Origin of the sequence: Pseudomonas fluorescens Q2-87 (assembly GCF_000281895.1) — a bacterium.
In the GTDB taxonomy this organism is placed as follows: Bacteria; Pseudomonadota; Gammaproteobacteria; order Pseudomonadales; family Pseudomonadaceae; genus Aquipseudomonas; species Aquipseudomonas fluorescens_S.
The window spans coordinates 2,686,351-2,700,266 of record NZ_CM001558.1; the positions used below are offsets into that span (position 1 = coordinate 2,686,351).

The 13,916-nt window shown below is 61.3% G+C and carries 11 protein-coding genes; 8 read left to right on the plus strand and 3 right to left on the minus strand.

Annotated elements, in window-relative coordinates; genetic code table 11:
- Positions 1-245: 245 nt before the first annotated feature.
- From PFLQ2_RS15665 to mqo, 7 genes are all read left to right on the plus strand, one after another.
- Entirely contained in the window at positions 246-2,021 is a 1,776-nt protein-coding gene (locus tag PFLQ2_RS15665; RefSeq protein WP_003181136.1) for a PQQ-dependent methanol/ethanol family dehydrogenase, read from the plus strand.
- Between the two features lie 301 nt (positions 2,022-2,322).
- A complete protein-coding gene (exaC, locus tag PFLQ2_RS15660; RefSeq protein WP_003181137.1) occupies positions 2,323-3,843 on the plus strand; it encodes an acetaldehyde dehydrogenase ExaC in 1,521 nt (506 codons plus the stop codon).
- Between the two features lie 243 nt (positions 3,844-4,086).
- A complete protein-coding gene (gene pqqA, locus PFLQ2_RS28770; protein ID WP_003243383.1) occupies positions 4,087-4,158 on the plus strand; it encodes a pyrroloquinoline quinone precursor peptide PqqA in 72 nt (23 codons plus the stop codon).
- Between the two features lie 133 nt (positions 4,159-4,291).
- Positions 4,292-5,449, plus strand: a complete 1,158-nt coding sequence (gene ercA, locus PFLQ2_RS15655) for an alcohol dehydrogenase-like regulatory protein ErcA (protein WP_088021814.1) — start codon at positions 4,292-4,294, stop codon at positions 5,447-5,449.
- Entirely contained in the window at positions 5,433-6,803 is a 1,371-nt protein-coding gene (locus PFLQ2_RS15650) for a hybrid sensor histidine kinase/response regulator (RefSeq protein ID WP_003181140.1), read from the plus strand. Before ercA ends, PFLQ2_RS15650 begins: the two co-directional genes overlap by 17 nt.
- A 208-nt stretch (positions 6,804-7,011) precedes the next feature.
- Positions 7,012-8,196, plus strand: a complete 1,185-nt coding sequence (locus tag PFLQ2_RS15645) for a DUF1624 domain-containing protein (protein WP_430452962.1) — start codon at positions 7,012-7,014, stop codon at positions 8,194-8,196.
- Between the two features lie 383 nt (positions 8,197-8,579).
- Positions 8,580-10,223, plus strand: coding sequence for a malate dehydrogenase (quinone) (gene mqo, locus PFLQ2_RS15640; protein ID WP_003181144.1), 1,644 nt, complete (start codon positions 8,580-8,582; stop codon positions 10,221-10,223).
- 115 nt (positions 10,224-10,338) lie between these two features.
- On the opposite strand, the gene PFLQ2_RS15635 is transcribed toward mqo, so the two are convergent.
- Positions 10,339-10,815, minus strand: a complete 477-nt coding sequence (locus tag PFLQ2_RS15635) for an Rrf2 family transcriptional regulator (RefSeq protein ID WP_003181146.1) — start codon at positions 10,813-10,815, stop codon at positions 10,339-10,341.
- 146 nt (positions 10,816-10,961) lie between these two features.
- Here PFLQ2_RS15635 and PFLQ2_RS15630 point away from each other — a divergent pair, with 146 nt between their 5' ends.
- Positions 10,962-11,855 (plus strand): NAD(P)/FAD-dependent oxidoreductase, encoded by an 894-nt coding sequence (locus PFLQ2_RS15630; RefSeq protein WP_003181150.1) that lies wholly within the window; start codon positions 10,962-10,964, stop codon positions 11,853-11,855.
- Positions 11,856-11,931: 76 nt separating this feature from the next.
- Here the strand turns inward: PFLQ2_RS15630 and PFLQ2_RS15625 are convergent, their stop codons facing one another.
- Entirely contained in the window at positions 11,932-12,783 is an 852-nt protein-coding gene (locus PFLQ2_RS15625; RefSeq protein WP_003181151.1) for a CAP domain-containing protein, read from the minus strand.
- A 193-nt stretch (positions 12,784-12,976) separates the two neighbouring features.
- Positions 12,977-13,750 (minus strand): L-iditol 2-dehydrogenase, encoded by a 774-nt coding sequence (locus PFLQ2_RS15620; RefSeq protein WP_003181153.1) that lies wholly within the window; start codon positions 13,748-13,750, stop codon positions 12,977-12,979.
- Between the last annotated feature and the right edge of the window lie 166 nt (positions 13,751-13,916).

A 13,916-nucleotide genomic window follows, 5' to 3' on the forward strand; every position in this document is an offset into this window, starting at 1 on the left:
GGAATTGTGGGGTTTTACCGACGAGACCGCCGCACAAACGTCAGGGTGCTCAAATAAGAGGGAGCAGTTGCTCATTCCTTCACCACGGAGGCGTTGCGTTGGCCGACCAAGCCGCCTTTGGCATGTACCAAGGAACTAGAAAACTCAACACTGCGGGCAATTGTTGCCAGAGGCCCTGAGCCCAAGAATCTGCGACAGACCGGGAAAATTTCCCGGGTATAACAATAACCGCAGAGGTAGCCGTCATGAGTCATCCCGCACGTCGCCAACCGTTCGCCGTGAGCCTGCTGCTCAGTGCCATGCTGCTGTCCGGTTCGGCCCTGGCCGCCGTGACCGATCAGGAAATTCTCCAGGACCCGAAAAATACCCAGCAGATCGTGACCAACGGCCTGGGCGTCCAGGGCCAGCGCTATAGCCCGCTCGACACGCTCAACATTGATAACGTCAAGGACCTGCGCCCGGTCTGGGCGTTCTCCTTCGGTGGCGAAAAGCAGCGCGGCCAGCAGGCCCAGCCGATGATCAAGGACGGGGTGATGTACCTCACCGGTTCCTATTCTCGGGTGTTTGCCGTGGATGCACGCACCGGCAAGAAGCTGTGGCAGTACGATGCGCGCCTGCCCGATGACATTCGTCCATGCTGCGACGTAATCAACCGTGGTGTGGCGCTGTATGGCGACCTGGTGTTCTTCGGCACCCTCGACGCCAAGCTGGTGGCCCTGAACAAGGACACCGGCAAGGTGGTGTGGAGCAAGAAGGTTGCCGACCACAAGGAAGGCTACTCCATCAGCGCCGCGCCCCTGGTCGTCAACGGCAAACTGATCACCGGCGTGGCCGGTGGCGAGTTCGGTGTGGTGGGCCAGATCAGCGCCTACGATCCGAAGAACGGCGATTTGCTCTGGACTCGCCCGACGGTGGAAGGGCACATGGGCTACGTCTACAAGGACGGCAAGGCGGTCGAGAACGGCATCTCCGGCGGCGAAGCCGGCAAGACCTGGCCGGGCGATCTCTGGAAAACCGGCGGCGCGGCGCCTTGGCTGGGCGGCTACTACGATCCGGAAACCAACCTGCTGCTGTTCGGCACTGGTAACCCGGCGCCATGGAACTCCCACCTGCGTCCTGGCGACAACCTCTATTCTTCGTCGCGCCTGGCACTGAACCCGGACGACGGCACGATCAAGTGGCACTTCCAGAGCACGCCGCACGACGGCTGGGATTACGACGGCGTCAACGAGCTGATTTCATTCAACTACAAGGAAGGCGGCAAGGAGATCAAGGCTGCGGCCACCGCTGACCGTAACGGCTTTTTCTACGTGCTCGATCGCACCAACGGCAAGTTCATCCGTGGCTTCCCGTTCGTTGACAAGATCACCTGGGCCACTGGCCTGGACAAGGATGGCCGGCCGATCTACAACGAGGCCAGCCGTCCGGGCGCACCGGGCAGTGAAGCGAAGGGCAGCTCGGTGTTCGTCGCACCGGCGTTCCTCGGCGCGAAAAACTGGATGCCGATGGCCTACAACCAGGACACCGGGTTGTTCTATGTGCCGTCCAACGAATGGGGCATGGACATCTGGAACGAGGGCATCGCCTACAAAAAAGGCGCCGCATTCCTCGGGGCCGGTTTCACCATCAAGCCGCTGAACGAAGATTACATCGGCGTGTTGCGGGCCATCGATCCGAAGACCGGCAAGGAAGTCTGGCGCCACAAGAACTATGCGCCGCTGTGGGGTGGGGTGTTGACCACCAAGGGCAATCTGGTCTTCACCGGCACGCCTGAAGGGTTCCTGCAGGCCTTCAACGCCAAGACCGGGGAAAAGGTCTGGGAATTCCAGACCGGCTCCGGCGTGCTGGGTTCGCCCATCACCTGGGAAATGGACGGCGAGCAATACGTCTCCGTGCTCTCCGGCTGGGGCGGCGCGGTGCCGCTGTGGGGCGGCGAGGTCGCCAAACGCGTGAAGGACTTCAACCAGGGCGGGATGCTCTGGACCTTCAAGTTGCCGAAAGAGTTGGTGGCCAAGCGCTGAAGTCTGTCTTGCACTGTGGCGAGGGAGCTTGCTCCCGCTCGGCTGCGAAGCAGTCGCCAACCTGGCGGTCCTGGTTTCGTCCAGGAACAGAGGCACGGGAGTGCTCCGCACTCCAGCGGGAGCAAGCTCCCTCGCCACAACCGCATGTGCGACAGACTTGAGCTGGCGCTTCTTACCCGAAAACCTACGACCAAATAACGAGAGGCCCCCTGCCAACGACGCATTCGTCAGGCAGGCGGGGCTCTCTACCATCGGCCTATCGCCTGTCCCGTGACAGGCATCGACCAGGCAGAGGCCCAATATGATCTACGCACAACCCGGAACCCCAGGCGCCGTCGTTTCTTTCAAACCACGCTATGGCAATTTCATCGGCGGCGAATTTGTCGCGCCGGTCGACGGCGAGTATTTCACCAACACGTCCCCGGTCAATGGCGAAGTCATCGCCCAATTCCCGCGCTCCAATGCCGCCGACATCGACAAGGCCCTGGATGCCGCCCATGCCGCTGCCGACGCCTGGGGCAAGACCTCGGTGCAGGACCGCTCCCTGGTGCTGCTGAAAATTGCCGACCGTATCGAGCAGCACCTGGAAGTGCTCGCCGTCAGCGAGACCTGGGATAACGGCAAGGCCGTGCGCGAAACCCTCAACGCCGATGTGCCGCTGTCGGCCGACCATTTCCGTTATTTCGCCGGTTGCATCCGCGCCCAAGAAGGCGGGGCTGCAGAGATCAACGAGCTGACCACGGCCTATCACTTCCACGAGCCACTTGGCGTAGTAGGGCAGATCATTCCGTGGAACTTCCCGCTGTTGATGGCCGCCTGGAAACTCGCCCCGGCCCTGGCCGCCGGTAACTGCATTGTGCTCAAGCCGGCGGAGCAGACGCCGCTGTCGATCACCGTGTTCATCGAACTGATCGCCGACCTGCTGCCGCCCGGTGTGTTGAACATCGTCCATGGTTTCGGTCGCGAAGCCGGTGAAGCCCTGGCTACCAGCAAGCGCATCGCCAAGATCGCTTTCACTGGTTCGACCCCAGTCGGTTCGCACATCATGAAATGCGCCGCCGAGAACATCATCCCGTCCACCGTGGAGTTGGGCGGCAAATCACCGAACATCTTCTTCGAAGACATCATGCAGGCTGAGCCGGCCTTCATCGAAAAGGCCGCCGAGGGCCTGGTGCTGGCGTTTTTCAACCAGGGCGAAGTCTGCACCTGCCCATCGCGGGCCCTGGTACAGGAATCGATCTATGCGCCGTTCATGGCCGAAGTCATGAAAAAAATCGCCAAGATCAAGCGCGGCAACCCGCTGGACACCGAGACCATGGTCGGTGCCCAGGCTTCGCAGCAGCAATACGACAAGATTCTTTCGTATCTGGAAATCGCCCGGGAAGAGGGCGCTGAACTGCTGACCGGCGGCGCGGCCGAGCACTTGGACGGGGACTTGTCGAGCGGTTACTACATCCAGCCGACCCTGCTCAAGGGCCACAACAAGATGCGTGTGTTCCAGGAAGAAATCTTCGGCCCGGTGGTGGGGGTGACCACCTTCAAGGACGAAGCCGAAGCCCTGGCAATCGCCAACGACACCGAGTTCGGCCTCGGCGCCGGCCTGTGGACCCGCGACATCAACCGCGCCTACCGCATGGGCCGGGCGATCAAGGCCGGTCGCGTGTGGACCAACTGCTACCACCTGTACCCGGCTCACGCTGCGTTTGGTGGCTACAAGAAGTCCGGTGTCGGCCGTGAAACCCACAAGATGATGCTCGATCATTACCAGCAGACCAAGAACCTGCTGGTGAGCTACGACATCAATCCGTTGGGGTTCTTCTGATCCCAATGCCCCATAAAACCCTGTGGGAGCGGGCTTGCTCGCGAAAGCGGTCTGTCAGTCACCACGATGGTGAATGTGTTGACGCCTTCGCGAGCAAGCCCGCTCCCACATGGGCGGTTAGGTGATGCTTCAATTGCTACCAACGCACCCCACCCACCGCTTCGAAAGTAGCATTCGAGCCCTGGGCGCCGCGTGCATTAATGACCTTGCCGGAATCGCCCGGTACAAGAAGAGGAAAGACCCATGTGGACTAAACCCGCGTACACCGACCTGCGTATTGGCTTTGAAGTGACGATGTACTTCGCCAACCGATGAGTATCGGCCCGGCCTGGTGGTTTCCAGGTCGGGCTACCCATTGGTCTGATTGCAATCACGGCGGGATGCTTTAGGCTCAGGGGATCCCCAGACAATAACAACAGGCTTACCGATGAGCCACGCACCTGAAAAGATGAGCCTCAGCCCGCTGCGCAAGTTCGTTTCCCCTGAAATCATGTTCGGTGCAGGTTGCCGCCACAACGTCGGCAATTACGCCAAGACGTTCGGCGCACGCAAGGTGCTGATCGTCACCGACCCCGGAGTGATCGCCGCCGGATGGGTGGCCGACGTCGAAGCCAGCCTGCAGGCCCAGGCCATCGACTACTGCATCTGCAGTGCCGTATCGCCCAATCCACGGGTCGAGGAAGTGATGCTCGGCGCCGAGCTGTACCGGGAAAACCATTGCGACGTCATTGTCGCGGTCGGCGGCGGCAGCCCCATGGATTGCGGCAAAGGCATCGGCATCGTCGTTGCCCATGGTCGCAACATCCTCGAGTTCGAAGGCGTCGACACGCTGCACGTGCCCAGTCCGCCACTGATCCTGATCCCCACCACCGCGGGCACTTCGGCGGATGTGTCGCAATTCGTGATCATCTCCAACCAGCAAGAGCGCATGAAGTTTTCCATCGTCAGCAAGGCGGCGGTGCCGGACGTGTCGCTGATCGACCCGGAAACCACCTTGAGCATGGACCCGTTCCTGTCGGCCTGTACCGGCATTGACGCGTTGGTACATGCCATCGAGGCATTCGTGTCCACCGGTCACGGTCCGTTGACCGATCCCCATGCGCTGGAAGCGATGCGCCTGATCAACAACAACCTGGTGCAGATGATCGCCAACCCGGCTGACATCGCCCTGCGGGAAAAAATCATGCTCGGCAGCATGCAGGCCGGCCTGGCGTTTTCCAACGCGATCCTCGGTGCGGTGCATGCGATGTCCCACAGTCTGGGCGGGTTCCTGGATTTGCCCCACGGCTTGTGCAACGCGGTGCTGGTGGAACACGTGGTGGCGTTCAACTACAACTCGGCGCCGGATCGCTTCAAGGTGATTGCCGAGACGCTGGGCATCGACTGCCGGGGGCTCAACCACCGGCAGATCCGCACGCGCCTGGTGGAACACCTGATCGCCCTCAAGCGCACCATCGGGTTCCACGAGACCCTGGGGCTGCATGGCGTGAGCACCTCGGACATTCCGTTCCTGTCGCAACATGCGATGCACGACCCGTGCATCCTCACCAACCCTCGGGAGTCGAGCCAGCGGGATGTCGAGGTCGTCTATGGCGAAGCCCTCTGACGAACAGCAAAAAGCCTTGGCCGGGCTGCTGGGGCTGGGCAATCACTCGACGCGCAAGAGCCACTATCCTGAGCTGGCGGCGCGCCTCGATGAACTGGAACAGGCCCGGCAGCACTTGCAGCGGCTCAATGACCAGTTGGAGCAACGGGTAGCCGAACGCACCGACGCGTTGTTGGAGGCCAACCATAACCTGCAACGGCAGATCGCCCAGCGCGAGCTGGTCGAGCAGCAGTTGCGCGACGCCCGGGACGCGGCCCAGGCCGCCAATCGCAGCAAGGACAAATACCTCGCCGCCGCCAGCCATGACCTGCTGCAACCGCTCAACGCTGCGCGCCTGTTGATTGCCACCCTGCGCGAGCGGGAATTGCCGGCGACCGAACGGGTGCTGGTCGAGCGGACCCACCAGGCGCTGGAGGGGGCGGAAGACCTGCTCACCGATCTGCTGGATATTTCCCGGCTGGACCAGGCCGCGGTCAGGCCCGACGTGGCCCCGTATCGCCTGGATGAATTGCTTGGGCCGCTGGTTTCGGAATTCCAGTCGGTGGCCGGTGCCGCAGGGTTGGAGCTGCGCGTGCGTTTCGCCGATGAAGCGGTCATGACCGACCTGCGATTGATGACCCGCATCCTGCGCAACTTTCTCAGCAATGCCTGCCGCTACACCGAGCGCGGTGGCATTCTCCTGGCCGCCCGGCGCCGGGGAGAGCGGTTGAGCCTGGAAGTCTGGGATACCGGGCGCGGCATTGCTGCCGATTGCCTGGAGTCGATCTTCCTCGAGTTCAACCAGTTGGACGTCGGGCGTGCGGCAGATCGCAAAGGCGTGGGCCTGGGGCTGGCGATCGTCGAGCGCATCGCCCATATCCTCGGTTATCGGGTGCAGGTGCGTTCCCGGCCGGGACGCGGCTCGGTGTTCAGTATCGAGGTGCCGCTGTCCGCTGAAAAACCTTTGCCTGCGTCGCTGGCACCCGTGCAGGCAGTGACCGGAAATCCCCTGCCAGGGCGCCGGCTGCTGGTGATCGACAATGAACTGAGCATTTTGCAAAGCATGGCCGCGTTGCTGGGGCAGTGGGGCTGTGAAGTGCTGACCGCCACCGACGAAGCGGGCGCCCTGGATGTGTTGCAAGGGCGGGCGCCGGAACTGATTCTGGCGGATTTTCATCTGGATCATGGGGTGGTGGGCTGTGAAGTGGTCAAGCGCCTGCGCGAGCATTTCCGGCAATCGATCCCGGCCGTGATCATCACCGCCGACCGCAGCGACCAGTGCCGCCGCGCCCTGCGCAAACTGAACGCGCCACTGCTCAACAAACCGGTCAAGCCCGGCAAGTTGCGAGCGGTGCTGAGTCAGTTGCTCGGGTAGCGACACGGCAAACTAAGTTGGGGCCGCTTCGCGCCCCAGCGGGAGCAAGCTCCCTCGCCACAAAAGCTGGGCCGGTGTGTTTTGTGGGGGAGGGCTAGAAAATTTATGTTATGTTATCCGATCTCGTTTGGCAGGAGTTCTCATCCTGGCCTTGCATGGACCAACGACCTTCATTCCGAGTACCACCATGAGCCTGTCCCATAGCGTGATGAGTCCACCCGGCGTCATCACGCCCGCCCTTGCGACCCTTACCACCAAAACCTCTATGCGTATGCTTGCCATCGACGCCCTGCGAGGGTTTGTCATGTTGCTGATGCTGGTGGACCATGTGCGCGAAACGTTTTTCCTGCACCACCAGGTCAGCGATCCGATCGACGCCCTGAGTGTCACTCCGGACCTGTATTTCACTCGGCTGCTCAGCACGCTTTGCGCTCCGGTGTTCATCTTCCTCACTGGCCTGTCGGCCTGGCTCTACAGCCAGAAACACAGCGCCGGCGAAACCTCGCTATTTCTGCTCAAGCGCGGTCTGTTCCTGATCTTGCTGGAACTGACCTTCGTGTGTTTCGCCTGGAACGCCGAGTTCCCGCCCAAGACGTTGTGGCTGCAGGTGATTTGGTGCATCGGTCTGTGCATGATTGCCTTGGCCGCGCTGCTGCACCTCAAGCGCGGTTGGTTGATTGTGCTCGCAATCGTCATTGTCGCCGGGCACAACCTTTTCGACGGCGTGGTACTGGGGCCGGATTCGCCGTTTTTCGTGCCGTGGTCGATCCTGCATCAGCGAGCGTTCATCGACATCACCGAGTTCACTCGCGCCCGCACCACCTATCCAGTGTTGCCGTGGATCGGCGTGATCCTGCTGGGCTGGGCCATCGGCCCGTGGTTTGGCAAAGAGGTAGAGTCGGCCGTGCGGCTGCGGCGATTGTTCAAGGTGGGCATCGGTATGCTGCTGGCCTTCGTGCTCATTCGTTACCTGAACGTTTATGGCGACAAGCCCTGGATACAGACAGGCGATGCGCTGCGCACCGTCATGAGTTTCCTGAGCGCGACCAAGTATCCACCTTCGCTGATGTTCCTGATGCCGACCCTCGGTGTGGGTTTGATCCTGCTGGCGTGCTTTGAAAAGGCCCAGGAGCGCGGAGCCATTGCGCTCTTGGGCATCTATGGCGGCGCGCCGATGTTCTTCTACCTTCTGCACCTTTATGTGCTCAAGGCGCTGTACCTGCTGGCGATGGCCATCTGGGGCGCCAACCAGGGCGCCTATTTCGGCTTCGACCATTTGCCTTGGGTGTGGCTGTGGAGCGTGCTATTGGGCACCGTGCTGTTTTTCCCGACGCGCTGGTTTGCCGGGTTCAAGCAGCGTCGTCGTGATATCGCGATCCTCAAGTACTTTTGAGCCGAAGCGTACCAATCCCACGGATCGCGCTGGCCAGAGCCATTAAAATGCCGTCATTTGGTCGGCGTTTTTGCCAAGAATGTAAAAAGACGCTTCGGTCTGTTTATTTCCTTATGTAAACTCCCCCCGCTGCGACAATCGGGCACGGCCATGCCAGGCCCGATGAACACGGTTCGCAGCGTCCCTCACCCAGCTGAAGCCAAGACCTACAAGAAGTCAGCGCCGGAGAGATATAAACGAGAGGCCGACGCATTGTTCGGCCCTGTAGGTCCATCCTCCAGTCCGTCTCGATACCCATCCTGCTGGCGTTGCCGGGCTTAGGATGTGCTGTGTCGTTGATTCGGACAGGTGGACGGAATGGCGTTCATCCTAGGGATACACACATGTTGAAGAAAACACACACGGCGCTTCTGGGCCTGGCGATGGCGATGGGTCTTGCGACCACGCACGCCGCCGAGCCAAAAAAAGTGGATGTCTTGCTCATTGGTGGGGGCATCATGAGCTCGACTCTAGGCGTCTGGCTCAATGAGCTGGAGCCGGGCTGGACCATGGAAATGGTCGAGCGCCTGGACGGTGTTGCCGAAGAGAGCTCCAACGGCTGGAACAATGCCGGTACCGGTCACTCCGCGCTGGCCGAGCTGAACTACACGCCGGAAGACAAGAACGGCAGGGTTGATATCTCCAAGGCCATCGAAATCAACGAGGCCTTCCAGATTTCCCGTCAGTTCTGGTCCTGGCAGGTCAAGAACGGAGTGCTGAAGAACCCGCGCTCGTTCATCAACTCCACGCCGCACATGAGTTTCCTGTGGGGCGACGAGAATATCGCGTTCCTGAAGAAGCGCTACGACGCCCTCCAGGCCAGCCCGTTGTTCGCCGGTATGCAGTACTCCGAAGATCGCGAGCAGATCAGCAAGTGGGTTCCCCTGATGATGCAAGGGCGTGACCCGAGCCAGAAGGTCGCGGCCACCTGGAGTCCGTTGGGTACTGACGTGAACTTCGGCGAAATCACCCGCCAATTCGCCGCATACCTGCAAACCAAGCCAAACTTCTCCCTGAAGCTCTCCAGCGAAGTGGAAGACATCACTCGCAATGCAGACGGTAGCTGGCGCGTTTCGTACAAGAACCTGAAAGACGGTACCGAAACCGAGACCGATGCCAAGTTCGTATTCATCGGCGCCGGCGGTGGTGCCTTGCACCTGCTGCAGAAGTCCGACATCCCCGAAGCGCGTGAATACGCTGGCTTCCCGGTCGGCGGCTCGTTCCTGGTCACCGATAACCCAACCGTTGCCCAACTGCACTTGGCCAAGGCCTATGGCAAGGCTTCGGTTGGCGCACCGCCGATGTCGGTCCCGCACCTGGACACCCGTGTGCTCGATGGTAAGCGTGTGATTCTGTTTGGCCCGTTCGCAACGTTCTCCACCAAGTTCCTGAAGAACGGTTCGTACTTCGACCTGCTGACCAGCACCACCACGCACAACATGTGGCCGATGACCAAGGTTGGTATTGAACAGTACCCACTGGTTGAATACCTGGCCGGCCAACTGATGTTGTCGGATGAAGACCGTTTCAACGCCCTGAAGGAATACTTCCCGGACGCCAAGCAAGAAGACTGGCGCCTGTGGCAGGCCGGCCAGCGCGTGCAGATCATCAAGCGTGACGAGGAGAAGGGCGGCGTCCTGAAGCTCGGCACCGAAGTGGTCGCTTCCCAGGATGGCAGCATCGCTGGCCTGCTGGGTGCCTCGCCAGGCGCCTCGACCGCCGCGCCGATCATGCTGACCGTGCTTGAGAAGGTCTTCAAGGACAAGGTTGCCAGCCCGGCCTGGCAGGAAAAACTGCACCAGATCGTGCCAAGCTACGGCACCAAGCTCAACGAGAGCCCTGAACGTGTCGCCCAGGAATGGGCCTACACCAGCGATGTCCTGCAACTGGCCCCGCCACCGGTAATCGGCAAGACAGGCGCCACCGCTGCACCGGCCACGCCGGCCGCTGCGCGCGAAGCCAATCCAGCGGCTGACATGGCGCTGTAACCGGACGCTGTCTGGTGAAATACAAAAAAACGCCGCTCATTGAGCGGCGTTTTTTTGGGTGATCGATAAACCCAATGTGAGCGAGCTTGCTCGCGATGGCGACCTGAAAGCCGCATCAATCCTTGATCGGCCCCCGATGCGTAAGGTCATGAACACCTGTTCCACCGATTTCCTTGAACCTCGCCTCAAAATCCTCCGCCAACTGCGCCAGGGTAATCGCCCCCAGGCGCTGGAGCAGCAAGGCCTGGGCTTCGTCGAACGCATCCGTCAGCGCCGCATTCACCGCTTGCTCCACCAGGCATTGCGGATGATCGGTGGAAAGGCCGATGGCAAAAATCGACGTGCTGCCCAAGGCCTGGTGGATGTCGAGCAACGTCATGTCCGACAGCGGCTTGCTCAAGGTCCAGCCGCCGCGATGGCCTTTCTCCGAGGTGACATAACCCTGTTCCTTGAGCAGCGCCATGGTCCGGCGCACCACCACCGGGTTGGTGCCAAGCATTTGCGCGAGGGTGTCGGACGTGGCCGATTGTTGGTGGCGGTCCATGTGGATCAGCACGTGAAGCATGCGGGACAGGCGAGTGTCGGTTCTCATGAGCGTTGCAGCGTTCTGTGGCGGAGACGGCCGTGAGTATCGCCTGTAATTGCAAAGGTTACGAGATCGTTGACAGTCGCTTTTCAAGGAACTTACGATGTATCGAGAGTTTCGAGTTTCGTCGAAACCATTCCAGGAGATTGATCATGCGCTACGACGTCATCATCGTAGGCGGCAGCTATGCCGGTATGTCCGCAGCCCTGCAACTCGCCCGAGCGCGGCGCAACGTGTTGGTGATCGATGCCGGCCAGCGGCGCAACCGGTTCGCGGCCAGCGCCCATGGCTTTCTCGGGCAGGACGGCCGGGCCCCGGGTGAGATCATTGAGGACGCCCGATTTCAGCTATTGGCTTACCCGACGGTGGAATGGCTAGCGGATACCGCGACCAAGGCCAGCCAGGAAACGGCGGGCTTCACTTTGGAAACCCTCGGCGGGAAACGCTACAGCGCCCAGCGCCTGTTGTTGGCCACCGGGGTTATCGATGACTTGTCAGACGTCGAAGGGCTGGCGCAGCGCTGGGGCAAAAGCATATTTCACTGCCCGTATTGCCACGGCTACGAATTGGAACAAGGGCCGATAGGCGTGCTGGCCACTTCCGAAATGTCCTTGCACCACGCATTGATGCTTCCGGACTGGGGACCCACGACATTCTTTACCCGCGGCGTGTTCGAACCTGACCCATTGCAGCGCGCCAGCCTGGAACAGCGCGGAGTGACAATCGTGCCAGAGCGCGTCGATCGCATCGAAGGTTCCCGGGCCGATGTCGTGTTGGCCAATGGCCGCGTGGTGGCTGTCGACGGCTTGTTTGTGCTTCCCCATACGCGGGCGGCCAGTCCATTGGCCGCCTCGCTGGGTTGCGAATTTGAAGACGGACCGCTCGGGTCTTTCATCCAGACCGACATGACCGGCCAAACCAGCGTTCCCGGGGTGTTTGCCACGGGCGACGCGGCCATGCCGTTCGGATCGATCGCGTTGTCGGTGGGGGATGGCGTACGGGCGGGATCAGGCGTGCACCGGTCGTTGATCTTCGCGGCTCACTGAAGGCAGCACTCACCAACCCCGTTTTAGGGACTGCTTCCTCTACACCTGAACCGCTATCGCGAGCCCAGCCACCGCATTATTGAGTGCCAAACATCGCCGTCCAATAAATACCGGCATCGCTTTTCGGATCAGTCGCGTACCCAGCCCCGAGTTCGCGAAACTGCGGATTCATCAGGTTGGCGCAGTGCCCCGGGCTCGCCAGCCAGCCGTCGACGACCTTGAGGGCCGTGTCTTGTCCGGCGGCGATGTTCTCGCCGATCAACTGTCCCAGGTAACCGGCCAGTTCGGCGCGGTCGCCGGGCATGCGGTTGTCGCGGTCCTTGTGGTCGAAGAAGTTGTTGTTGGCCATGGCGCGGGTATGGTTCACGGCGGCCAGGGCCAGCGTAGCGTTCCAGGCCAGTGGGGTGGTGGCGGCAAAGGCTTCGGTGCCGCAGCGGCGAGGCTGTGCCCGAGCGCTGTTGATCAGCTTCAGCAGCTTCTGGCCTTCGGCCTGCCAGTCACCCAGGCGCGCGGACAGCAGCGGACGGGCCAGTACGATGCGCCATTCGCGATCCAGGCGGCTGACACCGATGTCGACGAATTGCGGGTCCAGGACCACCTGGCAGAAGCTTTCCTGCACGGCCTTCATGGCCGATTGTGCATCCCGTGGCCCGGACAGGCTGATGGCTTGCACGTTGACCATCGGATAGGCCGCTCGCGCCAGCGCCTGCTGCAGGTCGCCGATGCCATTGGCCGACAGGATCAGCCGGGTGTCCATCGCCAGGGGCGGTAACTCCAGCGAGGCCTGGCCGGCGCAGCTTTGGGATTGGCTGCGGTAAAGGTTGATGGACTCGACCAGTTGCGTCTCTTCGGTGGCGGCGGCACTGGCGGCGAATGCCAGGCCGAGCGAAAGCACGACAAGACGCATGGCGGATGAAATGGCACGCATGTAAATCTCCCTTGAGCGGACGGCGCCTATGATGCGCAATTTTTGCCCCGCTGGGGCAACGGTATTCACGCTCTCTTGAAATCCCTTGGAACGGCACCGTTGGGTACCGTTCGGGACAATCCTCAAGTAGTGGGATCAGTTTTCGAGCGAATAAGTCCATTTCCGTCGTTCCAAGGCCTGAAAACATCGACCATCAGCTCATCCAATTGCCTCCGTCGACATTGTAGGTCTGGGCCACTACATACTCGCTTTCCGCCGACGCCAGGAAAATCGCCATGCCGACGAGGTCTTCGGCAGTGCCCATCCGGCCATAAGGCACCTGCTGCCCGACTTGGCGTTTCTTTTCCCCCAGCGGCAGGTTTTCGTGGCGGGCGAACAGCGCATCCACGCCGTCCCAATGCTCGCCGTCCACCACGCCGGGCGCGATGGCGTTGACGTTGATGCGGTGCTTGATCAGATCCAGCCCGGCGGACTGGGTCAGGCTGATCACCGCCGCCTTGCTGGCACAATACACGCCCACCAGCGCCTCGCCACGCCGGCCGGCCTGGCTCGCCATGTTGATGATCTTGCCGCCATGCCCCTGGCGGATCATCTGCCGGGCCGCAGCTTGCAGCGTGAACAGGGTGCCGGCGACGTTGATGGAAAACAGTCGCTCGTAGCTCTGGCGGGTAATGTCGACGATGGGCGCCAGGTCGAATAGCGCGGCGTTATTGATCAAGATATCAAGCTTGCCGGCCTGGGCCACCACTGCGTCGATCGCCTGGTCAATGGAAGCCTGGTCGGTGACGTCCATTTTCACCGCGTAGGCGCTCTCGCCCAGCTCGGCAGCGGTGGCCGTGGCTCGTTCAAGGTCGATATCGGCAATCGCCACCGTGGCCCCCTCGTTGATGTAGGCCTGGGCAAACGTCCTGCCGATACCACGGGCGGCGCCGGTTACCAGGGCGCTTTTTCCTTCCAGTCGTTTCATAAGGTTTTCCTGCCTCAAGTTGCGTCAAATGGGTGGAGCCACGGGGGTAGGGCGGACCTGCCGTCTCCAACGGCCGGCCGATTACAGCAGCGCCCATGGAGGCCGGCAAACGCAGGGATGATCGCCCGCTGATACTTTTTTAACGCGTAACCGCAGGGCACCCTCG

Excerpts from the sequence above, each read along its gene's own strand:
- PFLQ2_RS15665 (WP_003181136.1), top strand. The coding sequence starts at position 246 with ATGAGTCATCCCGCACGTCGCCAACCGTTCGCCGTGAGCCTGCTGCTC.
- PFLQ2_RS15650 (WP_003181140.1), top strand. The coding sequence starts at position 5,433 with ATGGCGAAGCCCTCTGACGAACAGCAAAAAGCCTTGGCCGGGCTGCTG.
- mqo (WP_003181144.1), top strand. The coding sequence starts at position 8,580 with ATGTTGAAGAAAACACACACGGCGCTTCTGGGCCTGGCGATGGCGATG.
- PFLQ2_RS15645 (WP_430452962.1), top strand. The coding sequence starts at position 7,012 with ATGAGTCCACCCGGCGTCATCACGCCCGCCCTTGCGACCCTTACCACC.
- PFLQ2_RS15620 (WP_003181153.1), bottom strand. The coding sequence starts at position 13,750 with ATGAAACGACTGGAAGGAAAAAGCGCCCTGGTAACCGGCGCCGCCCGT.
- exaC (WP_003181137.1), top strand. The coding sequence starts at position 2,323 with ATGATCTACGCACAACCCGGAACCCCAGGCGCCGTCGTTTCTTTCAAA.
- ercA (WP_088021814.1), top strand. The coding sequence starts at position 4,292 with ATGAGCCTCAGCCCGCTGCGCAAGTTCGTTTCCCCTGAAATCATGTTC.
- PFLQ2_RS15635 (WP_003181146.1), bottom strand. The coding sequence starts at position 10,815 with ATGAGAACCGACACTCGCCTGTCCCGCATGCTTCACGTGCTGATCCAC.
- PFLQ2_RS15630 (WP_003181150.1), top strand. The coding sequence starts at position 10,962 with ATGCGCTACGACGTCATCATCGTAGGCGGCAGCTATGCCGGTATGTCC.
- PFLQ2_RS15625 (WP_003181151.1), bottom strand. The coding sequence starts at position 12,783 with ATGCGTGCCATTTCATCCGCCATGCGTCTTGTCGTGCTTTCGCTCGGC.